Below are 23601 nucleotides of genomic sequence, written 5' to 3'. Positions count from 1 at the left end.
CTCTACCCGGCACGGCCACGCCCCTCGTACGCTCGGCTTCCGCACACCGCGAGGGAGTTGGCGATTCCATGCCCGACGCAGCGCCGTTCCGTCCCGCCCCGGCCTGGCTCTCCGAGGCCGTCTTCTACCAGATCTACCCGCAGTCGTTCGCCGACTCGGACGGGGACGGGATCGGTGATCTCGGCGGGATCGCCGAACGGCTGGACCATCTGGCGTGGCTGGGTGTGAACACCGTGTGGATCAATCCGTGCTTCGCCTCGCCGTTCAGGGACGCGGGCTACGACGTGTCCGACTACCTCCGCATCGCGCCGCGCTACGGCACCGCCGACGATCTGGCCAAGCTGGTGGATCTCGCGGGCCGGCGCGGGATCCGGATCCTGCTCGACCTGGTCGCGGGACACACCTCGGACGAGCATCCGTGGTTCCGCGCCGCTGTCGACGACCCCGGGGACCACCGCTACATCTGGAACCCCGAGGACGTCCCCGAGGGTTTCGTCGCCTCCCCCGGCAGCCGTCCCGGCGGCTATCTGCCGAACTTCTTCGACTCGCAGCCCGCGCTCAACTTCGGCTACGCGCACACGAGTCCGGCCGAGCCGTGGCGGCAGCCGGTGGACGCGGAGGGACCGCGCGCCAACCGGGCGGCGCTGCGCGAGATCATGGACCACTGGCTGCGGCTCGGCGTGTCCGGGTTCCGCGTCGACATGGCGGCGTCGCTGGTGAAGGACGATCCGGGCAAGCGGGCGACCGCGGCGATCTGGACGGAGCTGCGGCACTGGCTCGACCGCGCCCATCCGCAGGCGGTCCTGCTCTCGGAGTGGGGCGACCCGGAGATCTCGGTGCCCGCGGGTTTCCACACCGACTTCTTCCTGCAGTTCGGCGGCCCGGCGAACGGTCTGGCGATGCGCTCCCTGTGGAGCAACGGCACGGGGACCACGGACGGGGCCTGGGACCCGCTGGACTGCTTCTTCGACGCCTCCGGGCAGGGCTCGCCGCGCCCGTTCGTCCAGGCCTGGCGGCAGGCGGCGGGCGCGCTCGGCGACACCGGATTCATCGCGTTGCCCACCGCCAACCACGACTTCTCGCGTCTGAACTGCGGCCCGCGCACGGCCGAACAGCTCCCGGCCGCGTTCGCCTTCCAGCTCACCTGGCCGACGCTGCCGGCGATCTACTACGGCGACGAGATCGGGATGCGGTACGTGCCCGGTCTCCCGGAGAAGGAGGGCAGCGTCCTCGGCCCACGCTACAACCGGGCCGGTTCCCGCACCCCGATGCAGTGGGACGACGGGCCCGGCGCCGGTTTCTCCACCGCCGCCGAGGACCGCTTCTACCTGCCCCTCGACCCGGCTCCCGACCGCCCGTCGGTGGCGGCGCAGCGCGCGGACGAGACCTCGCTGCTGCATCTCGTACGCCGCCTCGTCGCCCTGCGCCGCAACAGTCCGGCGCTCGGGTACGGGTCGCCGGTGGAGGTCCTGCACGAGGGCCATCCGTTCGTGTACGTGCGTGGGGAGCGGTTTCTCGTCATCGTCAACCCGGGCCGTGCCACGGCCGGTTGGGCGACCGGTGCGAGCGCGGACCGGTTCGCCGGGACCCGGCCCGTCGAGGTGCACGGGGCGCGGATCGCGGCGGACGGCACGGCGGTCGAGGCGGACGGATTCGGTTACGGGGTCTTCGAGCTGACGGGGCGCTGAGCGGCACGCACGCTCGCGGCCCCCGGCCCCCGGGCTCCGGGCTCCGGGTCACCAGCTGACGGGCAGCGCCTTCGGTCCCCTGATGAACCCCTTGCTCTGCCACTCCACCTCGGCCGGGTCGACCGCGAGGCGCAGTCGGGGGAAGCGGGTCAGCAGGGCGCCGAGCATCACCTCGGACTCCATGCGGGCCAGCATCGCGCCGATGCAGTGGTGCGGCCCGTGCCCGAAGGACAGGTGTGCCGTGCCGGTGCGGTCGAGGTCGAGCACGTCGGGATCGGCGAAGACGTCGGGGTCGCGGTTGGCCGCGAGGTAGGAGGCGTAGACGGCCTCGCCCGCGCGGATCAGGACACCGCCGACCTCCACGTCCTCGGTGGCGATGCGGGGCAGCCCGACGCCGTTGCGGTGCGGGATGTGACGCAGGAGTTCGTCGACGGCCCGCGGCAGCGATTCGGGCTCCGCGCGCAGCCGGTCGGCCAGTTCCGGCCGCGTCAGCAGCGTGTAGACCATGTTGGCGCTGTTGTTGCGGACGGCGTGGGCACCGCTGACCAGGACGGCCGTCGCGAGGGAGACGGCTTCCGCCTCGGTGATCTCGCCGTCGGCGCAGGCCCGCCCGAGCACGGAGGCCAGATCGTCGGCGGGGCTCTCGCGGCGCGCGGTGAGCAGGTCCACGATGTACTGCCGCATCCGTTCCTTCGCGGCCTCGCTGGACTTCGGTCCCGGGCCCGCCGAGAGGATCACGTCCGGCCAGTCGGCGAGTCGGTCCCGGTCCTCGGCCGGCACGCCCAGCAGGTCGCTGACGACGGTCAGCGGGAACGGGCCGTGCAGATGGGCCACGAGGTCGGCGGGCGGGCCCGTCTCCTCCATCGTGTCGAGGAGCGCGGCGGCGGTGATCTCGGCCCGCGGGCGCAGGCCCTTCATGGTGCGGCCGGTGAACGCCTTGATCATCACCTTGCGCAGCCGCGAGTGGTCGGGCGGATCCGCGTAGTTGAGGCCGACGGTGGCGGCGACGCGGTGCGCCATCATGCCGTTCACCTCCCGGTCGATGAGGGCGGAGCGGCTGAAGCGCGGATCGGAGGTCACCAGGCGCACGTCCGGGTAGCGCGTGACGAGCCACGCCTCGCGCTCCTGTCCGAAGGGCATCCGCACCCGGGCCACCGGCTCCTCGTGGAGCAGCTCGGCGAGGAGCGGGTCGAAGGTGAGCGCGGGCAGATCCGCCAGGGCCCATTCGCGGGCCGGCGAGGTGGTGCCCATCGGTTCCGGAGCAGGCGGGTCATCGCGTACGGTCGTCTCGTTCACGCGGGCATGTGTTCCCCGGGCCGGGGCCGTGGCACGCCACAGCCGCCGCTGCGCCGCCTGATCGGCGCAGGCGTGCCCCGAGGGTGCGCCGCCGGGAGGATGCCAGGATCACGCAAACGGACCGCAAGCGTTGCGCTAATCTTGCGTTCCATGACGCGCAGACTTGCTCAGGTGGCGAAAAAGGTCGGGGTCAGCGAGGCCACGGTCAGCCGGGTGCTCAACAACAAGCCCGGTGTGTCGGAGACGACGCGGCAGTCGGTGCTCACCGCTCTCGACGTGCTCGGCTACGAACGCCCGACCCAACTGCGTGGTGAGCGGGCCCGTCTGGTGGGTCTGGTCCTGCCGGAGTTGCAGAACCCGATCTTCCCCGCGTTCGCGGAGGTGATCGGGGGTGCGCTCGCCCAGCAGGGTCTTACCCCCGTCCTGTGCACCCAGACGAAGGGCGGGGTGTCCGAGGCGGACTATGTGGAGCTGCTGCTCCAGCAGCAGGTGTCCGGAGTGGTGTTCGCGGGCGGTCTGTTCGCGCAGGCCGACGCGGAGCACGGGCACTATCAGCGGCTGGCCGAGCGCAATGTGCCGGTGGTGCTGGTGAACGCCTCCATAGAGCGTCTGGGTTTCCCGTGTGTGGCCTGTGACGACGCGGTCGCGGTCGAGCAGGCGTGGCGCCACCTCGCCTCGCTGGGCCACGAGCGCATCGGCCTGGTGCTGGGGCCCGACGACCACATGCCGTCCCAGCGCAAGCTCGCGGCGGCGCGCGCCGCCGCGCAGGCGGCGGGCGGCCGGCTGGCCGAGGACGCCGTGGAGCGGGCGATGTTCTCGCTGGAGGGCGGGCACGCCGCGGCGGCCCGGCTGATCGCGCGCGGCATCACCGGCATCATCTGCGCCAGCGATCCGCTCGCCCTCGGAGCGGTGCGTGCCGCACGCCGGGCCGGGCGCTCGGTGCCCCGCGACATCTCGGTGGTCGGCTACGACGACTCGGCGTTCATGAACTGCACCGAGCCACCGCTGACGACCGTACGGCAGCCGATCGAAGCGATGGGCCGGGCCGCCGTCGAGCTGCTCGTCGCGCAGATTCAGGGCGGCGCGGTGCCGCCCGGTGAGCTGCTCTTCGAGCCCGAGCTGGTGGTGCGCGGCTCGACAGCTCCGCCGCGGGCCGCCGACTGACCGGCGGGTGTCCTGCGAAGGACGCGCACCCTACGAAGAAGCGGTGAGCTGGCCGGTCGAGCCGCGCACGACGAGTTCCGGTTCGAAGAGCAGCTCGCCGAGATGGGTGCGCGAGCCCTGGAGCTGTGCCATGAGCAGTTCGACCGCCGCGCGCCCCATCGCCTCGATGGGCTGACGCACCGTCGACAGAGGCGGCTCGGTGCAGGTCATGAACGCCGAGTCGTCGTAGCCGACGACCGACAGGTCCTCCGGCACGGACAGCCCGCGCCGGCGGGCGGCCCTGATGGCGCCGAGCGCCAGGGGGTCGCTCGCGCAGATGATGCCGGTGACGCCCCGGTCGAGGAGGCGTGACGCGGCGGCCTGTCCTCCTTCGAGCGAGAACAGGGACCGCTCCACCAGCGCGTCGTCCAGGGTCATGCCCATCGCCCGGGCGACACCGCGCGCGGCCCGCAGTTTCCGGCGGGACGGCATGTGGTCCAGGGGTCCGAGCAGCAGGCCGATGCGCTCGTGGCCCAGCGAGGCGAGGTGGCGCCACGCCTGCTCGACCGCGACCGCGTCGTCACAGGACACACAGGGGAAGTCGAGTCCTGTGATCGACGCGTTGATGAAGACGACCGGTATCTTGCGCTCGGCCAGCCGCCGGTAGTGCCCGTGGTCCGCGTCGGCCTGCGCGAAGTGCCCGCCCGCGAACACCACCCCCGAGACCTGCTGCTGGAGCAGCAGCTCCATGTAGTCGGCCTCGGAGACGCCGTTCTTGGTCTGGGTGCACAGGACGGGGGTCAGGCCCTGCTGGGCGAGCGCGCCCCCGATCACCTCCGCGAACGCGGGGAAGATCGGGTTCTGCAGCTCCGGCAGGACCAGACCCACCAGACGGGCCCGCTCACCACGCAGTTGGGTCGGGCGTTCGTAGCCGAGCACGTCGAGAGCGGTGAGCACCGACTGCCGCGTCGCCTGCGAGACGCCCGGCCTCTCATTGAGGACACGGCTGACCGTTGCCTCGCTGACTCCCGCTTTCCTGGCAACTTGAGCAAGTCGTCGTGTCATATCCGCAAGATTAGCTCACTTGACTGCAAAGAACTTACACTCCTTGGCAGTTGATTTGCCGTGCATGCCGGGCGGTGTCATGTCCGCAGCCACGCGGCGGTGTCGCTCGGCAGGCGTCCCTGGCCGTCCAGGGGCCCGCTGCTCAGGATCAGCCGGTCGTACGAAGGCAGTTCGGCGGGCCGGTCACGCAGATTGACCACGCAGACCAGGCCGCCCGGCCGGGAGAAGGCGAGCACGCCGTCCTCCTCGGGCAGCCAGCTCATCGGCCCGTCACCGAACCCGGGGCCTCCACGCCGGACCGCCAGTGCGGTGCGGTACAGCGTCAGCATCGACTCCGGGGCACCGGTCTGCCGGTCGACCGCGTACCGCGCCCAGTCGGCGGGCTGCGGCAGCCAGGGCTCCGCCCCGGAACCGAAACCGCAGTGCGGGGCGTCGGCCACCCAGGGCAGCGGCACCCGGCAGCCGTCCCGGCCGGGATCGGTGCCGCCGGAGCGGAAGTGCATGGGGTCCTCGATGCGGTCCAGCGGGATGTCCGCCTCGGGCAGGCCGAGTTCCTCACCCTGGTAGAGGTAGACCGAGCCGGGCAGCGCCAGCGTGAGCAGTGCCGCGGCGCGGGCGCGCCGGGTCCCGAGGGCGAGGTCGACGGGGGTGCCGAAGGCCTTGGTCGCGAAGTCGAAGCCGGTGTCCTCGCGCCCGTAGCGGGTCACGGTACGGGTGACGTCGTGGTTGCACAGCACCCAGGTGGCCGGCGCGTGGACGGGGGCGTGCTCGGCGAGGGTGTCGTCGATGGTGCTGCGCAGCCGGTCCGCGTCCCACGGGCAGCTGAGGAAGTTGAAGTTGAAGGCGGTGTGCAGCTCGTCGGGGCGCAGATAGCGGGCGAAGCGCTCGGCGTCGGGCAGCCAGACCTCACCGACGAACACGCCGCCGTACTCGTCGGCGATCGCGCGCCAGGACCGGTAGATGTCGTGCAGTTCGTCCTGGTCGATGTACGGGTGCGGGCCCACGCCCGCTTCGTAGTCGGGCAGGTCGGGGTGTTTGGCGAGGAGGGCGGCCGAGTCGATGCGGACCCCGGCGACACCGCGCTCGAACCAGAAGCGCAGCACGTCCTCGTGCTCCCGGCGCACGTCCGGGTGGGCCCAGTTGAGGTCGGGCTGCTCGGGGGTGAACAGGTGGAGGTACCACTCGCCGTCGGGCACCCGGGTCCAGGTGCCGCCCGCGAACTCCGACGGCCAGTTGTTCGGCGGGAGTTCGCCCTGCTCACCGCGGCCGGGCCGGAAGTGGAAGCGCTCCCGCTCCGGGCTGCCGGGACCCGCCGCCAGCGCCGCCCGGAACCAGGCGTGCTGGTCGGAGACATGGTTCGGGACGATGTCGACGATGACCCGGATCCCCAGGTCGGCGGCCTCCGAGATCAGCTTCTCCGCCTCTTCGAGGGTGCCGAAGGCGGGGTCGATGGTGCGGTAGTCGGCCACGTCGTAGCCACCGTCGACCAGCGGGGACTGGTACCAGGGCGTGAACCAGACCGCGTCCACGCCGAGTTCGGCGAGATACGAGAGATGGGCGCGGACGCCCGCCAGGTCCCCGGCTCCGTCGCCGTCTCCGTCCGCGAAGCTCCGGGGGTACACCTGGTAGATGACGGCGTCGCGCCACCAGTCGTCGGTGCGGGACGAGGGAACAGCTGCCACGGGAGGTCCTTTCGGGCAGGTGGGACTCCGCCGCCGGCCGGTGCGGGGGCATGGATGGTTGAGGCCGGCGGCGGAGTGCTGAGGGGTGGTACCGGCTGCGGGCCCGGCGCGGTGCCGCGCGGTCAGCCCTTGAGGCTTCCGGCGGTCAGGCCCGCCATGATGCTGCGCTGGAAGAAGAAGAACACGATGATCATCGGGATGCTGGCGATGACGAGACCGGCCATGATCTGGTTCTGCGTCACGGCTCCCGCGGTCTGCGACAGGCCCACGCTGATGGTCATCTTCTCGCTGTCGGGCAGCACGAGGAGCGGCCAGACGAAGTCCTTGAAGACCGCGACGACGGTGAAGATGGAGACCACGCCGAGGATGGGCCGGGAGATCGGCAGGATGATCGAGACCAGGGTCCGCCACGGGGGCACGCCGTCGATCTCGGCCGCCTCCAGGAGCTCGTTCGGGATCGAGTCGAAGAAACGCTTCAGCAGGAAGATGTTGAAACCGTTGGCGGCCACCGGGAACCAGATCGCCCAGGGCGAGTTGAGCAGATGCCAGCCGAAGATCGGCACATCGGTCACCGTGATGTACGCCGGGATCATCACGACGATCGGCGGGATCATCAGGGTGGCGAACATGCCGGCCAGGATCACGTTCCCGAACATCGGCCGGAGCTTGGAGAGGGCATAGGCGGCACACACGTCCACCGCCAGCGCGAACAGCCAGGCGCCGACGGCGTAGAGCAGGGTGTTCTTCAGCAGGGTCCCGATGTCGAACAGTTCCCAGGCATCGGCGAAGACGCCGAAGTCGGGATGCTTGGGGAAGAGGGTGGGAGGCATCTGGGCGATCTCCTCGCCCGACTTCATCGCCCCCGTCACCATCCAGTACAGGGGAAAGACGAACACCAGGGTGAACCCGACCAGGACGAACACGAGGAGCGTCCAGTAGATCTTGCGGCCCCAGCGGGACTTCAGCTCCAGCGGCGAGACGATGGTCCTGGTGTGACCCTCGGCCCAGGCGCCCCGGCGCTTGTTCCGGGTCCGTCCGGTACGCCGGACGGCGGTCTTCTCGCCCCGGGTCTGCTCCGCCGCGTCCGGGCGGGCGGTGGTGTTGACCATGGACCTACTTCTCCTCTCGGGTCAGCCGGAGCTGAAGCGCGGCGACCGCGAGCAGCACGATCATGAGCATCAGGCCGAGCGCGCTGCCCGCCCCGTAGTTGCCGCCGTAGACGAACGCGTACTGGTACATGAGGTAGGCGACGGTGACCGTCGCGTTCTCCGGGCCGCCGCCCGTGAGCATGTACGGCTCGATGAACACCTGCATCGTGGCGACGATCTGCAGCATCAACATCAGCAGCAGGATCAGCCGGGTCTGCGGGATGGTGACGTGCCAGATGCGCTTGAAGATGCCGGCACCGTCGAGCTCGGCCGCCTCGTAGAGGTCACCGGGGATGTTCTGCAGGGCCGCCAGATAGATCAGCACTCCGGAGCCAAGGTTCATCCAGGTGGAGACGATCACCAGGGAGATCAGCGCCGTGCTGGTGGAGTCCAGCCAGGACAGGGTCGGCAGGTGGACGAAGTCGAGGATCTGGTTGAACAGACCGGGTCCGGGATCGTAGAACCAGCGGAACAGCAGCACCGCGACGATCGGCGGCAGCATCACCGGGAGATAGACGACGAACCGCAAATACGCGCGGGCGTGCCGCAGTTCGTTCAGCACGATGGCGACGGCGAACGGGATGACGTAGCCGCACACGAGGGCCAGCAGGGTGAAGACCAGGGTGTTCCGCCAGGCCTGGCCGAACGCGGGATCGTCCACCACCGTACGGAAGTTGTCCAGGCCCACCCACGTGGGCGGGTCGACCAGGTTGGTCGACTGGAAGCTGAGCAGGACCTCCTTGACGATCGGCCACCACGCGAACATGGCGAAACAGAAGAGCGCTGCGCACAGAAATCCGTAGGCGCTCAGGTTTCTGCGCGCGGCCCGGCCGCGCTTGGAGGGTGGCCGGCGCCGTGGCGCGGTCTGCCGCTCGGGCTCCACCGTGAGTGTTTCCATCATGATCTCCCGTTCCCGGCTCCGACCGCGGTGCGTAGCCGACTCGGGGTGCCGCCACGGTGGGCGGCACCCCGGAACCTTGTGCCGTCAGCTCTTGGCGAGGATCGAGTTCGCCTTGGACTCGGCGTCCTTGAGCAGCTGGTCGATGTCGGCGTTCTCCCGTGTGAGGACCGCCGACATGGCGACGTCGAGGACGGCGTACAGCTCCTGCGCCTTCTCCGGCTCCAGCTTCGGCTCGACCGACGTCGAGTTCGCGACGTAGGGCTCGTAGTACTCGACCGGCAGGCTGGCGTTCGCCTTGCGCTCCTCGGCGAGCTTCTTGCCGGTGGGCGAGTCACCCATGTAGTCGTTGTTCGGCACACCCACGGCCTCGCCGTTGGCCTTGCCGCGGGCGAAGTCGAAGCGGCCCTTGCCGGGCGTGTTGAACTGGAAGTCGATCCACTCCAGGCCGGCCTTGGTCTGCGCGGCGCTCGCCTTGGGGTTGATCATGTACGCCTCGCCGCCGGTGAGCGACGCCTTGCCGTCCGGTATCCCGGTGATGCCGTAGTCGTCGACCTTGCCCTGGAACTTCTGGACGACGTCGGTGACGACGTCCGGGGCGCCGAGCATCATGCCCGTCTTGCCGGCCGCCATCAGCTGCATCAGCGACTCCCAGCCGATGTTGACCTTGCTGCCGGTGCTCTTGTCCTCCCAGCGCATGTCGTGCAGCGTCTGCAGGACGGCCTTGCCCTCGGGGCTGTTGAAGGCCGCCTTGTGGTCGGTGACCATCTCGCCGCCGCGGCTGTAGATGGCCTGGGCGAAGTGCCAGCCGCCGGTGTTGCCGCCGCCGTACTCGCCGTATCCGACGTAGTCCTTGCCGAGCCCGGCGATCTTCTTCGCGGCCGTGCGGACCTCGTCCCACGTCTTCGGCGGGGTGTCCGGGTCCAGGCCCGCCTTCTTGAACACGGCCCGGTTGTAGACGAGTCCGACGCTGTAGCTGACGTTCGGGACGCCGTAGACCTTGCCGTCCTTGGTGACCATGTCGCGCACGTTCTGCTTGATGTCACCGAAGTTCTTCACGTACTTGGTGTCGCTCGTGATGTCCTTCGCCTGCCGCTTGGAGATCACGTCCGCGTAGTTGGTGACGGGGACCATGAACACGGTCTCCATCTGCCCGCCGGCCAGCTTCGCCGCGAACGTCTTCGGGTCGAAGCACGGCTGCTGATCGGTGCTCTTCACCTTGACGTCCGGGTGCGCCTTCTCGAACGCGGCGACGTCGTCGTTCCACGCCTTGCGCTGCTTCGGCGCGGTCTTCGCCGGCTGACAGGCCACGGTGATGCTGGTCTTTCCTCCGGCGCCGTCGTCCGACGAGTCACCGCCGCAGGCTGTGGCAGTGAGTGCCAGACCTGTCGTCAGAAGGATCGCGAGGTTACGGGGCTTCATTACGGCTCCTCCAGGGGTCAAGCCCAAGCACTGCCCTTGATTCGAGACGTGACGATAGGACGGCGCACAGATGACCGCAAGATTCGGATCCAAAATTGCAAGATTACGACTGCATCACGACGGCTCATCGTGGATGTGTCGTCAGCGCCGGACCACTCCAGGCCCGGAGCGCATGCGGCACACCTGCCATGAGCGGAGCCCGATCCTCCGCCGGGCAACGGTCGCGGAGGCTCACTCCACAAGAGCCCTCAAGGACGCCAACCCCCTTGCCTGGTCAGCGATTGCGCAAGGCTGTCAATTATTTGCAGTCTCTGCGCGACATCTTGTGTTCACACAGTCGCGATGCTTGAGTGAGCGCTGCCTGCGGCCGGGACGCCGATCGGCCCCCGGAAGGCACCTCTCCGCCATCGGCCCCACCCTCACCCCCACCTCCCCACCCCCACCAGGAAGGCCCCACCGCAGATGAACCCGCATGTCATGCACGCGCCATCACGCTCCGCGCGCCGCCTCCCCGTCCTCGCCCTCGCGGTCGCTCTCGTGAGCGCCGTGGTCGGTGCCGGAGGCACCGCGGCTCATGCGGCCCCGCAGCGGGCCGCCGCCGCGAGCGCCGCGGGCGCCACCCTCCCCTTCACCTCCTACGAGGCGGAGTCCGCCGCCACCGGCGGCCAGAAGATCGGGCCCGACTACACCCAGGGCACCGTCGCCTCCGAGGCCTCCGGCCGGCAGGCCGTCCGGCTGAACGCGGGGCAGAGCGTCCAGTTCACCCTGACCGGCGCGGCCAACGCCGTGAACGTTGCCTACAACGTGCCCGACGGGCAGTCCGGCTCGCTCGCCGTGTACGTGAACGGCACCAAGCTCGACCGGTCGCTGGCCGTCACCTCCAAGTACAGCTATGTCGACACGTCCTGGATCGCCGGAGCCAAGACGCACCACTTCTTCGACAACGCGCGCCTGCTGCTCGGCCGGGACCTCAAGGCCGGCGACACGGTGAAGCTGGAGGCCGCCTCGACCCAGGTCACCGTGGACGTCGCCGACTTCGAGCAGGTCGCGGCCGCCGCGGCCAAGCCCTCCGGGGCGATCTCCGTGGTCGACAAGGGCGCCGACCCGACCGGTCAGCAGGACTCCACGCAGGCGTTCCGCGACGCGATCAGCGCGGCCAAGGGCAGCGGCGGCACGGTGTGGATACCGGCCGGTGACTTCAAGGTCGGTTCCGCGCTCAGCGGTGTGGAGAACGTGACGCTCCTGGGCGCGGGCAGCTGGTACTCGGTCGTGCGCTCCTCGCACTTCATCGACCAGACGAGCTCCGCGGGCAAGGTCAACCTCAAGAACTTCGCGGTGATCGGTGAGGTCACCGAGCGCGTCGACAACAACCCGGACAACTTCGTCAACGGCTCACTGGGCCCGAACTCCACCGTCTCCGGCATGTGGATCCAGCACCTGAAGTGCGGCTTCTGGCTGACCGGGAACAACGACAACCTGATCGTCGAGAACAGCCGCATCCTCGACACCACGGCCGACGGCCTCAACCTGAATGGCAATGCGCACGGCGTCCAGGTCCGCGGCAACTTCCTGCGCAACCAGGGCGACGACTCGCTCGCCATGTGGTCGCTGAACGGCGCCGACACCGGCTCCACGTTCGCCGGCAACACCATCTCGCAGCCCAACCTGGCCAACGGCATCGCGATCTACGGCGGCACCGACATCACCGTCAAGGACAACCTTGTCCAGGACACCAACGCGCTGGGCAGCGGCATCGCGATCTCCAACCAGAAGTTCCTCGACCCGTTCTCCCCGCTCGCGGGCACCATCACGGTCTCCGGGAACACCCTCGTGCGCACCGGCGCGATCAACCCCAACTGGGGTCACCCGATGGGCGCGCTGCGCGTCGACGCGTACGACAGCGCCATCGAGGCGACCGTGAACATCACGAACACCACGATCAACGACAGCCCCTACAGCGCCTACGAGTTCGTCTCGGGCAGCGGCACCGGCAAGGCCGTCAAGAACGTGACCGTCGACGGGTCGACCGTGGCCAAGGTCGGCACGGTCGTGGTGCAGGCCGAGACCCCGGGCGCGGTGAAGATCAGCAACCTGAAGGCCACCGGGGTCGGCTCGGCCGGCGTCTACAACTGCCCCTACCCGTCGGGCGCGGGCACCTTCGCGCTCACCGACGGCGGCGGCAACTCCGGCTGGTCGAGCACCTGGAACGACTGCTCGGCCTGGCCCCAGCCCGGCTCCGGCACCACCGACCCCGACCCGGACGTCAATCTCGCCCGGGGCCGCTCGGCGACCGCGACCGGCTCGGCGGACGTGTACACGCCCGGCAAGGCGGTCGACGGCGACGCGAACTCGTACTGGGAGTCGAGCAACAACGCCTTCCCGCAGGCGCTCACCGTCGACCTCGGCTCGGCCCAGGCCGTGCGGCGGGTCGTGCTCAAGCTGCCGCCGGCGACTGCGTGGGGCGCCCGCACCCAGACCCTCTCGGTGCTGGGCAGCACCGACGGATCGTCCTTCGCCACGCGGGCCGCGTCGAAGGACTACCGCTTCGATCCGGCCACCGGCAACACCGTGACCGTCTCCCTGCCCGACACGTCGCCCGCCACCCGCTATCTGCGCGTGCAGGTGACCGCCAACACGGGCTGGCCCGCCGCGCAGCTCAGCGAGGTCGAGGCGTACCTGAAGTGATCCGCCCCCGCATCCCCCACCCCGAGAGGACCACGTCGTGAGACACAGACAGAGAACCCGGCGGCTGACCGCCGTCCTGCTCGGCGCCGCGCTGAGCACGCTCGGGCTGCTGCCCGTCGCCGCCCAGGCGGCGCCGGCGGCGGCCGGCGCGAACCTGGCCCTGAACAAGCCGGTCGAGGCGTCGTCGACCATCCAGAACTACGTCGCGAAGAACGCCGTCGACGGCAGCGCCTCCACCTACTGGGAGGCGAGCGGCAGCCCGTCGACGCTCACGGTGAAGCTCGGCGCCGACGCCGACCTCGACTCGCTCGTGCTGAAGCTGAACCCGGACCCGGCCTGGGCCACCCGCACGCAGAGCATCGAGGTGCTCGGGCGGGCGGCCTCGGCGAGCGCGTTCAGCTCGGTCAAGGCCAAGGCCGACTACACGTTCAACCCGTCGGGCAACCAGAACACCGTGACGATCCCGGTGTCCGGGCGCTACGCCGACGTGCAGGTGAAGATCTCGTCCAACACCGCGGGCTACGGCGGTCAGCTGGCCGAACTGGAGGTGCACGGCACCCCGGCGCCGAACCCCGATCTGACCGTGTCGGGCCTGTCCTGGGATCCCGCGCAGCCCAGCGAGGCCGACACGATCAAGGTGAACACCACGGTGCGCAACACCGGTACGGCGGCCGCCGCGGCGACCACGGTGGACGTGAGCGTCGGCGGGACGGTCGCGGGCAGCGTGGCGGTGCCCGCGCTCGCCGCCGGAGCCTCGGCCACGGTCCCGGTGACCATCGGCAAGCGCGCCGAGGGCAGCTACACGGTGTCGGCGCTCGTAGACCCGACCAACGCGATCAGCGAGCAGGACGAGACCAACAACAGCCGTACCGCGGACAACAAGTTGACGGTCGGTCAGTCTCCGGGCCCTGATCTGGAGGTCACGGGCATCACGTCGAATCCGGCCAGTCCGGCGGTCGGCGCGAGCGTCTCGTTCTCGGTGAAGGTGCACAACCGCGGCACCAGCGCGGTGCCGGCCGGTTCCGTGACCCGCCTGACGGTGGGCACCAGCACGCTCAACGGCACGACGCCCGCCCTCGCCGCGGGCGCGAGCGCCGATGTCGCCCTGACCGGCACCTGGACCGCGGTCAGCGGCGGCGCCACCCTCACCGCGACCGCCGACGCCACCGACACGGTCGCCGAGACGAACGAGAACAACAACGTCCTCGCGCGCTCGATCGTCGTCGGGCGGGGCGCTGCGGTGCCCTACACCGAGTACGAGGCCGAGGACGGCACGTACACGGGCACGCTCCTGACGGCGGACGCCGAGCGCACCTTCGGCCACACGAACTACGCGTCCGAGTCCTCGGGCCGCCAGTCGGTGCGGCTCAACTCGACCGGCCAGTATGTGCAGTTCACCTCCAAGAACTCGACGAACTCCATCGTCGTGCGCAACTCCATCCCGGACGCGGCGGGCGGCGGCGGCCAGGAGAAGACGCTCAGCCTGTACGCGAACGGCACGTTCGTGCAGAAGCTGAACCTGTCCTCCAAGCACAGCTGGCTCTACGGGCACACGGACGACCCCGAGGGCCTGACCAACACCCCCGGCGGTGACGCCCGGCGCCTCTTCGACGAGACGCACGCCCTGCTGTCCCAGACCTATCCGCAGGGCACGACGTTCCGGCTCCAGCGCGACTCCGGTGACGACGCCGCGTACTACATCGTCGACCTGGTCGATCTGGAGCAGGTGGCGCCGCCGACGAGCAAGCCCGCCGAGTGCACCTCGATCACCGCGTACGGCGCGGTGCCGAACGACGGCAACGACGACACGACGGCCATCCAGAAGGCGGTGACCGCGAACCAGAACGGCGACATCGACTGCGTGTGGATCCCGGCGGGACAGTGGCGCCAGGAGCAGAAGATCCTCACCGACGACCCGCTGAACCGCGGCCAGTACAACCAGGTCGGGATCCGTGACGTCACCATCAAGGGCGCCGGCATGTGGCACTCGCAGCTCTACACGCTGACCGCGCCGCAGAACGCGGGCGGCATCAACCATCCGCACGAGGGCAACTTCGGCTTCGACATCGACGACAACACCAAGATCTCCGACATCGCCATCTTCGGCTCGGGCACCATCCGCGGCGGCGACGGCAACGCGGAGGGCGGCGTCGGCCTCAACGGCCGCTTCGGCAAGAACACCAAGATCTCCAACGTCTGGATCGAGCACGCCAACGTCGGCGTCTGGGTGGGCCGCGACTACAGCAACATCCCGGAGCTGTGGGGTCCGGCCGACGGCCTGGAGTTCAGCGGGATGCGCATCCGCGACACGTACGCGGACGGCATCAACTTCTCCAACGGCACCCGCAATTCGAGCGTCTACAACTCGTCGTTCCGCACCACGGGTGACGACGCGCTCGCCGTGTGGGCCAACAAGTACGTGAAGGACACCTCGGTCGACATCGGCCACGACAACGTCTTCCGCAACAACACGGTGCAGCTGCCGTGGCGGGCCAACGGCATCGCGGTGTACGGCGGTTACGGCAACAAGATCGAGAACAACCTCGTGTACGACACCGCGAACTACCCCGGCATCATGCTCGCGACCGACCACGACCCGCTGCCCTTCTCCGGGCAGACGCTGATCGCGAACAACGGCCTGTACCGCACGGGCGGGGCGTTCTGGAACGAGGACCAGGAGTTCGGCGCGATCACCCTGTTCGCGCAGGGGCAGAACATCCCGGGCGTCACCATCCGGGACACCGACATCCAGGACTCTACGTACGACGGCATCCAGTTCAAGACGGGTGGCGGCGCCATGCCGGACGTGAAGATCAGCAATGTGTCGATCTCGAAGTCCGTCAACGGCTCCGGCATCCTCGCCATGAGCGGGGCGCGGGGCAGCGCCACGCTCTCCGGGGTGACGATCAAGGATTCGCGCGACGGTGACGTGCTCGTCGAGCCGGGTTCACAGTTCGTGATCAACGGGAGTGCCACGGCGGCGTCCTCCGTGCCGGGCACCAGACTGGGGAGGTAAGGGGCCCCGGCCCCCGAGCATCGCGTGCGGCCCGGACCCCGCTCCCACGGGGTCCGGGCCGCACGTCGTCCGGCGTAGGACGACTACGCGTTTCCGCTCCCCCGCCGCACCGCGCGGACCAGCCGGTACTACGCCATAACCGGTCATCCGTTCGACAAAGACACCCGGGAGGACGATTCGAGAGGACTGGGGCATATGCCAGAAGCACCACCGCATCGTGTATGGCCAAATGCCTTACGAGGCCAGGCGGCCTGTGCCAGAGTCGTTGGCGGTCCTTCCGTCCGCCTCGGCCGTTCCCGCGCCTGCATCGGAGTTCGTCATGCCGTCCCATGTCTTCGCGGACCGCCCCGCCGGCCAGCCGCCGGAGCGTGGCACCGTCGACGCACTGATCGACCAGACGCGCAGGCTGCTCGACGACGTCGACGCGGTGCGCCGCGACTCCGTCGACGCGGTACCCGACGAGACCGCACCCGAGGCCCGCTGGCAGCGCGCCCTGTACGAGCTGGCGGTCCATCAACTCAGCGACCTGGACAGCCACTTGGCGCAGCTGCGGGACGGCCACCCGGTCCGCGGCGGGGTACCGGCCCCGCGTCCGGCCGCCGACCCGAACCCGGGCCCGCTGCTCACCCCGGTCGGCAGCGCGGACTGGAACCTGCTGACGGACGACGCCGTCTGGTCCGAGGAGCTGTACCGGATCCTCGGCCGCGATCCCGGCTCCCCCGCCCTGACCCTCGACGAACTGTCCGCCGTGGTGCACCCCGACGACCAGCCCAAGCTGACCGCGATGGTCACGGACTGCCTGATCGACGGCAAACCCATAGACGGCGAGTTCCGCGTCGTGCGCCCGGACGACACCGTGCGCACGGTGCACATGATGGGCGAGCCCGTGCTCGACGCGGACGGCTCGACCGCCTCCATGTGGGCGGTCGTGCGTGACGTCAGCGAACTGCGCCGCAGCCAGCGTGCGGTGAGCGAGACCCGTGACTCACTCCAGCGCCAGCGGCACATCGCGCAGACCGAGCACCGGCTCGCGGTCGAGCTGCAGGAAGCCGTGCTACCGCCGTGGCGTGGCTCCCTGCGGCTCCCGCACGGCGGCCCCGGCGGTCTCCACGTGGCGGCCCGCTACCTCCCCTCCGCCGCCGGCACCCCGACCGGCGGCAACTGGTACGACGCACTGGAACTGCCCGACGGCAAGACCCTGCTGACCGTCGGCGACCTCACCGGACAGGGCGTGGCCGTCACCTCCGGCATGGCGATGCTGCTCGGCGCCGTCCGCGGCATGGCCGTGTGCGACACCCCGCCGGCCGACCTCCTCGGCCGCCTCGGTCACCTCCTCGACAACGCCGTACGGCCCTCACTCGGCAGTGCCCTGTGCTGCCGGTACGACCCGGTGAGCCGCACGCTGGCGTGGGCGCAGGCGGGACACCCCGCCCCGCTGCTCTTCCGCGACGGGACGGGACGTGCGCTCACGCCTCCTCGGGGCGTGCTGCTCGGCGCCACCTCCGGCGCGCGGTACGAGCAGGCCGAGGAACAGCTGCGCAGCGGCGATGTACTGCTGCTGCACACCGACGCACTGGTGCCACGACGCGGCGAGAAGGCGGCGGCAGGCCGACTGCTCGCACTGGCACCACGCCTGTCCCGGGCCCGCGACGCACAGGAATGCGTGCGCGTGGTGACCGACGCGTTCGGCTCGGGTGAGCGCGAGGACGACGCCTGTGTGCTCGTCGCCAGGATCGACTCCTGACGCCGTACCGGACGACGCCGTACGAGATTCAGGCCCGCATCCTCTTTCCCGGGCGGCTCGGCAGCGCCAGCTTGATCTCCTGACGCAGGTCCTCGATCTTCGGATAGCCGGCGTACTGGCCGGTGAGCCGGTACATCTCGCGCAGCCGGTCCCAGGTGCGGTGCGAGGAGTTCGCCCCCATCGAGGAGAGCGCGAGCCGCGCGTACCGGTCCGCCTGCTCCGGGTCGTCGGCGATGAAGCACGCCGACGCCATCGACAGATGGTCGAAGATCTTCGACCGGTCCCGGCCGCCCGCCCGCAGCGCGAGCGCTTCCTTGGCATGGTGCTGGGCGATGACGGCGGCGCCCGGCTCGTGCTCGGCGAGGGTGCGATAGGCGAGGGCCTGCATACCGTGCAGGTCCGCCTCGTCGAACATCTGCATCCAGGTCGGCGGCGCCACGTCACCCTTGTCGGAGACGAAGAGGTCCTCCGCCTGCCCGAGGGTGCGCCGCATCGCCTGCCCCTTGCCCAGGGAGGCCTGGGCCCAGGCCTCGATGGTGTAGAGCATCGCCTTGGTGCGGGGCAGCACCTGGTCGCCCGAGCCGGACTTGGCGAGCTTCATCAGGTCGAGCGCCTCGTCGGGCGCGCCGAGATGGATCTTCTGGCGGGCGGCCCTGGACAGGGCCTCGCCGGCGCGTGGCCGGTCGCCGCCCTCGCGCGCGGCGTGCGCGGCGATGACGAAGTACTTCTGGGCCGTGGGTTCCAGGCCGACGTCGTGGGACATCCAGCCCGCGAGGACGGCGAGATTGGCGGCGACGCCCCACAGGCGCCGCTGGAGATGGTCGGGATGGCGGTACGAGAGCATTCCGCCGACTTCGTTGAGCTGGCCCACGACTGCCTTGCGCTGCAACCCGCCGCCGCGGGAGGCGTCCCAGGCCCGGAACACCTCGACCGAGCGCTCCAGTTCCTCGATCTCCTGCGACCCGATGGGGGCGGCCTCGTAGCGGTCGAACCCGGCGGAGTCGGCTGTGCCTGTGGCGGAGAGGGGATCGGAGGTCCGGGGAGCGTCGGCCGCGAGGGCCGGGTCGGTGTGCAGCCAGTCGTGCATGGCGCTGCTGAGTGCGGATCCTGCGGCGAGCGCGGCACCCGCGCCCACCAAGCCGCGTCGGTTGAGCATGAGGTCCATTCCCGTGAATTCGGTGAGGACCGCAGCAGTCCGCTCGGGCGCCCACGGCACTCCGTCGGGGCCCTGTTGTTCCAGGCCTCCGGCGCCCTGCCGTTTCCCCGTGCGCCCGTGTCGGACAAGACCGAGATCCTCGATGGTCACGACACGGCCGAGTCGCTCGGTGAACAGCGCCGCCAGCACCCGCGGTACCGGATCGCGCGGGATCTCTCCCATGTCGATCCAACGCCGCACCCGCGAGGTGTCCGTCGCCAGCTGGGGGTGGCCCATGGCCGCCGCCTGCCGGTTGACGAGTCGCGCGAGCTCGCCCTTGGACCAGCCGGCCAGGCCGAACAGGTCGTTCAGACGGGTGTTGGGTTGTCCGCTCACTTCAAGCCCCCAGGTTCTCGGCTGAAGTTGACAGTAGCCCTCTGTCAGTTGCTGAGCGACTATTCGCCACGGTTCGCCAGGGTGCGCCAGCTGTTGTGCTCCTGTGCCCCGGGTGTCAGGTAGGAATGCGCCACCCCGACCCGGTCGTCGCAGGGCATTCCCCAGGGTGTTACCGAACTCGACCGGGCCGGGAGGCGCAGCAACTGATCGGCACACGAAGGGATCTGTATCTCCTATGTACGCAGCATCGTCCTCCGTGTCCGCCCCGCCCCGGCCGCTGCGCTCCGCCCGCCCGGTGACCGGCGGCGGCCCGTACCTCGACCCCGCGCGACCGGGGTCCACGGCGCTCGGTGGCGTCGGCCGGACCCGGCGTGTCCCGGGGCTCGGCACGCAACCGCTCAGCGGGAGACTCGACTTGTCCGGCCCTCAGGGCGCCCAGCTGCGCACGGCCATCGCCGCGGTGCACCGGATCTGCCCGGAGTTCCATCCGGTGCAGGTGCTGCGCCGCAGCCCGCGGTCCGTGCTCCTCGTCGGTACGACTGGGCGCAGCACCGCCGTCGCGAAATGTTTACTGGACCACTCCCCCGTGTGGGCGGAGCGGGTCCGGCACGAGATAGCCGCCTACCGCTCGTTCGTCCGGCACCGGCCACCCGTGCGGGTGCCGCGCCTGATCGCGGCGGACCCGGACAACGGGACGCTGGTGATCGAGCGGATGCCCGGCCGGGTGGCGGCCCTCCAGCGTCACCCCGCCGAGGCCCCGCCCCGGGCGGACATCAGGGCGGCGCTCGGCGCCGTCTGCCGGCTCAACCAGTGGCGGCCCCCAGCGGGCACCTTCGACGCGCCGCTGGACTACGCGGAGCGGATCAACCGGTTCCACGATCTGGGTCTGCTGACCGACCGTGACATGGGTGATCTGCAGAAGCTGCTGCACGGCATCGCGCACACCTCGGGCCGCGGTTCGATGGGCCAGTTCTGTCACGGCGACGCCCTGCTGTCGAACATCCTGCTCTCCCCCGCGGGCCCGGTGCTCGTGGACTGGGAGCACGCGGGCTGGTACCTGCCGGGGTACGACCTGGCGACGCTGTGGGCGGTGCTCGGCGACGCGCCGGTGGCCCGCCGTCAGATCAGTCAGCTCGCGCAGTCCGGCGGCCCGGCCTCCCGCGACGCGTTCCTGGTCAACTTGATGCTCGTCCTGACCCGCGAGATCCGTACCTACGAGACGGTCGTGCAGCGTTCCATGCACGACCAGGCCCCGGCGGCACCGGTACAGCCCGGTCAGTCCACCCCGGGTGCCGTACCGACCGGCGAGGAGCAGCGGCTGTTGCTGCGCCGTCTGCACGACGACTGCAACATGGCCCGCAAGGCGGTGCGGGCGGCCGTCGGCACTCGCTGACCGAGACGAAGATCCGTGGTACGCCGGGGTGGAGGATGGCGTACCGCGGATCTTCCCGTTGTCCGCGGAGACGGCCCGCTTCCAACTCCTCCGCTCCCGGCTTCCGTTGGCGCACATTGGTCCACACCACTGACGCGCCGCAGGCGGCCGCACCACCGCGCCGGAAACCCCCGCACACGCGTGCTGACATGGGAAATCCCGCGAATCTCCGTTGCCGGTCCGATCATTGACGGATCGTCGGTGAGCCGATACCACTGACGTCGATCGGCCCGCACGCACGCGCACCGTCCCGAGATTCGTCGGTCCCTGGAGGCTCCGTTGCAACGAACCCCGCGTACCCCCACTGGCAGAGGTCCCGGCAGCACGCGCGCCCGGGCCGTGGGCACCCTCGCGACCGGGGCCCTGCTGCTCCCCCTGCTCGGCGCGGCCCCTCCCCAGGCGACGGCGGCCGCCCCGTCGGCCCTGCTGCAGCACGCCTTCGCGTCGGCGTCGTCCGAGTACAAGGTGCCGCAGAGCGTGCTCCTCGGTGTCTCCTACCTGCAGTCGCGGTGGGACGCGCACAGTGGCGCGCCCAGCGTCAGCGGCGGCTACGGTCCGATGCACCTGACGGACGCGCGCACCGCCATCGCGAACACGGTGGCGTACGACCACGCGGAGGGCGACGCGCGCGGCGACGACTCACGTAACGCGCTGAAGGCCGGCCCGGCGTCCCGGTCGGTCCCCACCGAGGCGCAGCTCCCGGCCCGGCTCAAGACGCTGGTGCGCGCCGCCGACCTGACCGGTATCCCGGCGGGCGACCTGCGCTCCGACCCGGCGGCGAACGTGCGCGGTGGCGCGGCCCTGCTCGCCGCCGCCCAGAGGCAGCTCGGCAAGCCGCTCAGCGCCGACCCCGCCGACTGGTACGGCGCGATCGCGACGTTCGCCGGCTCCGACGACACGGCGACCGCGGCCACGTACGCCAATGACGTCTTCGCGGTGATCCACGACGGTGAGCAGCGCACCACGGACGGGGGCCAGCAGGTGACCCTGGCGGCCGACCGGTCCGCGCGGCCGCAGGCGGCGCAGCTCAGGTCGATGGGCCTGAAGAAGACGGACACCTCCGGCACCGAGTGCCCGAAGACGGTGTCGTGCGAGTGGATCCCGGCGCCGTACGAGGAGTTCGGCGACGGCGACTACGGCAACCACGACCTGGCGGACCGGCCGAACGACCAGAGCATCGACTACATCGTCATCCACGACACGGAGGCGACGTGGGAGGAGACGCTCAAGCTGGTCCAGGACCCGACCTATCTGGCCTGGCACTACTCGCTGCGCTCCACGGACGGCCACATCGTGCAGTCCATCAAGGCGAAGGACGTCGGCTGGCACGCGGGCAACTGGTACGTGAACGCGAAGTCGATCGGCCTGGAGCACGAGGGTTTCCTCGCGCAGCCCGACTCCTGGTACACGGAGGAGATGTACCGCTCGTCGGCGCGTCTGGTGTCGTACCTGTCGAAGAAGTACGACATCCCGCTGGACCGGCAGCACATCCTCGGCCATGACACGGTGCCGGGTCCGACGACCTCCACCATCCCGTCGATGCACACGGACCCGGGTCCGTACTGGGACTGGGCGCACTACTTCCAGCTGATGGGCAAGCCGTTCCACCCGACGGCAGGGGAGCGCGGCGGTGTGGTCACCATCGACCCGCAGTTCGCGACGAACAAGCCGGAGTTCACGGGCTGCGAGAAGGCGGGCGAGGCGTGCGCCGCGCACGGTTCGAGCGCGGTGCGGCTGTACACGGCGCCGAGTGAGGACGCCCCGCTGGTCAAGGACATCGGGCTGCGGCCGGGCGGCCAGGACTCCACGATCGACGTGAACGACATGGCGTCGCGGGTCTCGACGGGCCAGCAGTACGCGGTCGCGGAGCGCAAGGGCGACTGGACGGCGATCTGGTACCTGGGCCAGAAGGCCTGGTTCAAGAACGCGAAGAAGCAGCCGACTGCCGTGAACGCCAAGGGACTTGTCGTCGAGCCGAAGTCCGGCGCGGCGTCGGTCCCGGTGTACGGGCGGGCCTACCCGGAGAAGGAGGCCTATCCGGCGGGGATGACTCCGCAGGCGGTCTCTCCTCTGTCGTACACGCTTCTCGCGGGCCAGCGTTATGTGATCGGCGGGAAGACGACGGGCGAGTACTTCTACTCCCCCACCTTCGACACGTCGACGCACCAGGTGGTCAAGGGCAAGGACGTGTACTACGAGATCCAGTTCGGGCACCGCGTCGCGTATGTGCGGGCGGCGGATGTGCGGGTGGTGCCGTCCACGGTGAAGTGACGGCCGTGTGCGGGTGACAAGTGGGGCCCGGGTCCGCGTGTGCGGTCCCGGGCCCTTGTCGTTCGCGGGCGCTCAGCCCTGCTGGAACAGCTCCGCGGGCAGCGGCTTGAGCAGCGCGTACAGGTCGTCGGTGATCGGGCGGTCCCAGGACGCGATGGTCACCAGGACACCGTCGCTGCGGTCGAACTGGACGCAGGAGATCCGCGTCTCGGAGAGCTTGAGGCGGCGCACGATGAGGAGGTTGTCGCCCTGCATCACCGGGACGTCCTCGACGCCGGTGACGGTGACCTCCTCGTCGTTCTCCAGCGCGATGAGCAGCTGGGCGACCTCGAAGGGGATCTCGCCCTCGGCGACCTCGCGGGCCGGGGAGCCCTCCGGCAGGTTGCCGATCACCATCGCGGGGCCGCGGCCGCCGAACAGGTCGTAGCGCAGGAACACGCCCTGGCAGGTTCCGTCGGGCGCGGGCAGCAGGCCCGCGCCGAGGTTGCCCGGCCAGTCGCCCGGGTCCATGGCCAGGACATCGAAGTCGGGGCCCGCGGGGGTCGCTGCTCGGCGGCGGAGGAAGGACATGCGGCCCATG

General features: G+C 70.2%; 15 protein-coding genes. 7 read left to right on the top strand and 8 right to left on the bottom strand.

The genetic code is table 11. The features are described 5' to 3' along the window. Nucleotides 1-68: 68 nt before the first annotated feature. Entirely contained in the window at nucleotides 69-1688 is a 1620-nt protein-coding gene (locus ACFVDP_RS30180) for an alpha-amylase family glycosyl hydrolase (protein WP_383496456.1), read from the top strand. Between the two features lie 48 nt (nucleotides 1689-1736). Here the strand turns inward: ACFVDP_RS30180 and ACFVDP_RS30175 are convergent, their stop codons facing one another. Then, on the bottom strand, nucleotides 1737-2984 hold the full coding sequence (locus ACFVDP_RS30175) for a cytochrome P450 (RefSeq protein ID WP_383496453.1): 1248 nt from the start codon (nucleotides 2982-2984) through the stop codon (nucleotides 1737-1739). Between the two features lie 150 nt (nucleotides 2985-3134). Between ACFVDP_RS30175 and ACFVDP_RS30170 the strand changes: the two genes are divergently transcribed. After that, entirely contained in the window at nucleotides 3135-4148 is a 1014-nt protein-coding gene (locus ACFVDP_RS30170) for a LacI family DNA-binding transcriptional regulator (protein WP_383496450.1), read from the top strand. A gap of 30 nt (nucleotides 4149-4178) precedes the next feature. Here ACFVDP_RS30170 and ACFVDP_RS30165 read toward each other — a convergent pair whose 3' ends face one another. The 5 genes from ACFVDP_RS30165 to ACFVDP_RS30145 all read right to left on the bottom strand — a co-directional run bounded on the left by ACFVDP_RS30165 (nucleotide 4179) and on the right by ACFVDP_RS30145 (nucleotide 10342). Continuing rightward, entirely contained in the window at nucleotides 4179-5192 is a 1014-nt protein-coding gene (locus tag ACFVDP_RS30165) for a LacI family DNA-binding transcriptional regulator (protein ID WP_383496447.1), read from the bottom strand. 77 nt (nucleotides 5193-5269) lie between these two features. Beyond that, nucleotides 5270-6874, bottom strand: a complete 1605-nt coding sequence (locus tag ACFVDP_RS30160; protein WP_383496444.1) for a glycoside hydrolase family 13 protein — start codon at nucleotides 6872-6874, stop codon at nucleotides 5270-5272. 122 nt (nucleotides 6875-6996) lie between these two features. Continuing rightward, on the bottom strand, nucleotides 6997-7983 hold the full coding sequence (locus ACFVDP_RS30155; protein ID WP_383496441.1) for a carbohydrate ABC transporter permease: 987 nt from the start codon (nucleotides 7981-7983) through the stop codon (nucleotides 6997-6999). 4 nt (nucleotides 7984-7987) lie between these two features. After that, nucleotides 7988-8920, bottom strand: a complete 933-nt coding sequence (locus tag ACFVDP_RS30150; protein ID WP_383496669.1) for a carbohydrate ABC transporter permease — start codon at nucleotides 8918-8920, stop codon at nucleotides 7988-7990. Nucleotides 8921-9007: 87 nt separating this feature from the next. After that, complete coding sequence (locus tag ACFVDP_RS30145) at nucleotides 9008-10342, bottom strand: ABC transporter substrate-binding protein (RefSeq protein WP_383496438.1); 1335 nt, start codon at nucleotides 10340-10342, stop codon at nucleotides 9008-9010. Between the two features lie 477 nt (nucleotides 10343-10819). Here ACFVDP_RS30145 and ACFVDP_RS30140 point away from each other — a divergent pair, with 477 nt between their 5' ends. The 3 genes from ACFVDP_RS30140 (at nucleotide 10820) to ACFVDP_RS30130 (ending at nucleotide 17787) form a co-directional block, all read left to right on the top strand. Continuing rightward, nucleotides 10820-13027: a discoidin domain-containing protein gene (locus ACFVDP_RS30140; RefSeq protein WP_383496435.1), complete on the top strand. Its 2208-nt coding sequence runs from the start codon at nucleotides 10820-10822 to the stop codon at nucleotides 13025-13027. Nucleotides 13028-13064: 37 nt separating this feature from the next. Continuing rightward, nucleotides 13065-16043, top strand: a complete 2979-nt coding sequence (locus ACFVDP_RS30135) for a CARDB domain-containing protein (protein WP_383496432.1) — start codon at nucleotides 13065-13067, stop codon at nucleotides 16041-16043. A 319-nt stretch (nucleotides 16044-16362) separates the two neighbouring features. Further along, on the top strand, nucleotides 16363-17787 hold the full coding sequence (locus ACFVDP_RS30130; protein ID WP_383496428.1) for a PP2C family protein-serine/threonine phosphatase: 1425 nt from the start codon (nucleotides 16363-16365) through the stop codon (nucleotides 17785-17787). 28 nt (nucleotides 17788-17815) lie between these two features. Here ACFVDP_RS30130 and ACFVDP_RS30125 read toward each other — a convergent pair whose 3' ends face one another. Next, nucleotides 17816-19318 carry a hypothetical protein gene (locus ACFVDP_RS30125; protein ID WP_383496425.1) on the bottom strand — a complete coding sequence of 501 codons (1503 nt, stop codon included), beginning with the start codon at nucleotides 19316-19318 and terminating at the stop codon, nucleotides 17816-17818. 235 nt (nucleotides 19319-19553) lie between these two features. On the opposite strand from ACFVDP_RS30125, the gene ACFVDP_RS30120 reads away from it, so the two are divergent. Beyond that, nucleotides 19554-20711: an aminoglycoside phosphotransferase family protein gene (locus ACFVDP_RS30120; protein ID WP_383496422.1), complete on the top strand. Its 1158-nt coding sequence runs from the start codon at nucleotides 19554-19556 to the stop codon at nucleotides 20709-20711. Nucleotides 20712-21089: 378 nt separating this feature from the next. After that, nucleotides 21090-23021: an N-acetylmuramoyl-L-alanine amidase gene (locus ACFVDP_RS30115; RefSeq protein ID WP_383496419.1), complete on the top strand. Its 1932-nt coding sequence runs from the start codon at nucleotides 21090-21092 to the stop codon at nucleotides 23019-23021. Nucleotides 23022-23093: 72 nt separating this feature from the next. Here ACFVDP_RS30115 and ACFVDP_RS30110 read toward each other — a convergent pair whose 3' ends face one another. Continuing rightward, on the bottom strand, nucleotides 23094-23591 hold the full coding sequence (locus tag ACFVDP_RS30110) for a hypothetical protein (protein ID WP_383496416.1): 498 nt from the start codon (nucleotides 23589-23591) through the stop codon (nucleotides 23094-23096). Between the last annotated feature and the right edge of the window lie 10 nt (nucleotides 23592-23601).

The sequence above is a fragment of the Streptomyces sp. NPDC057694 genome (assembly GCF_042799415.1).
Lineage (GTDB): Bacteria > Actinomycetota > Actinomycetes > Streptomycetales > Streptomycetaceae > Streptomyces.
This window is presented reverse-complemented; position numbering and strand designations above follow the sequence as displayed.

What these genes read in the sequence shown, in the direction of transcription:
- ACFVDP_RS30180 (WP_383496456.1), top strand. Translation starts at nt 69, where the DNA reads ATGCCCGACGCAGCGCCGTTCCGTCCCGCCCCGGCCTGGCTCTCCGAG.
- ACFVDP_RS30170 (WP_383496450.1), top strand. Translation starts at nt 3,135, where the DNA reads ATGACGCGCAGACTTGCTCAGGTGGCGAAAAAGGTCGGGGTCAGCGAG.
- ACFVDP_RS30165 (WP_383496447.1), bottom strand. Translation starts at nt 5,192, where the DNA reads ATGACACGACGACTTGCTCAAGTTGCCAGGAAAGCGGGAGTCAGCGAG.
- ACFVDP_RS30155 (WP_383496441.1), bottom strand. Translation starts at nt 7,983, where the DNA reads ATGGTCAACACCACCGCCCGCCCGGACGCGGCGGAGCAGACCCGGGGC.
- ACFVDP_RS30150 (WP_383496669.1), bottom strand. Translation starts at nt 8,920, where the DNA reads ATGGAAACACTCACGGTGGAGCCCGAGCGGCAGACCGCGCCACGGCGC.
- ACFVDP_RS30145 (WP_383496438.1), bottom strand. Translation starts at nt 10,342, where the DNA reads ATGAAGCCCCGTAACCTCGCGATCCTTCTGACGACAGGTCTGGCACTC.
- ACFVDP_RS30140 (WP_383496435.1), top strand. Translation starts at nt 10,820, where the DNA reads ATGCACGCGCCATCACGCTCCGCGCGCCGCCTCCCCGTCCTCGCCCTC.
- ACFVDP_RS30130 (WP_383496428.1), top strand. Translation starts at nt 16,363, where the DNA reads ATGCCGTCCCATGTCTTCGCGGACCGCCCCGCCGGCCAGCCGCCGGAG.
- ACFVDP_RS30120 (WP_383496422.1), top strand. Translation starts at nt 19,554, where the DNA reads ATGTACGCAGCATCGTCCTCCGTGTCCGCCCCGCCCCGGCCGCTGCGC.
- ACFVDP_RS30110 (WP_383496416.1), bottom strand. Translation starts at nt 23,591, where the DNA reads ATGTCCTTCCTCCGCCGCCGAGCAGCGACCCCCGCGGGCCCCGACTTC.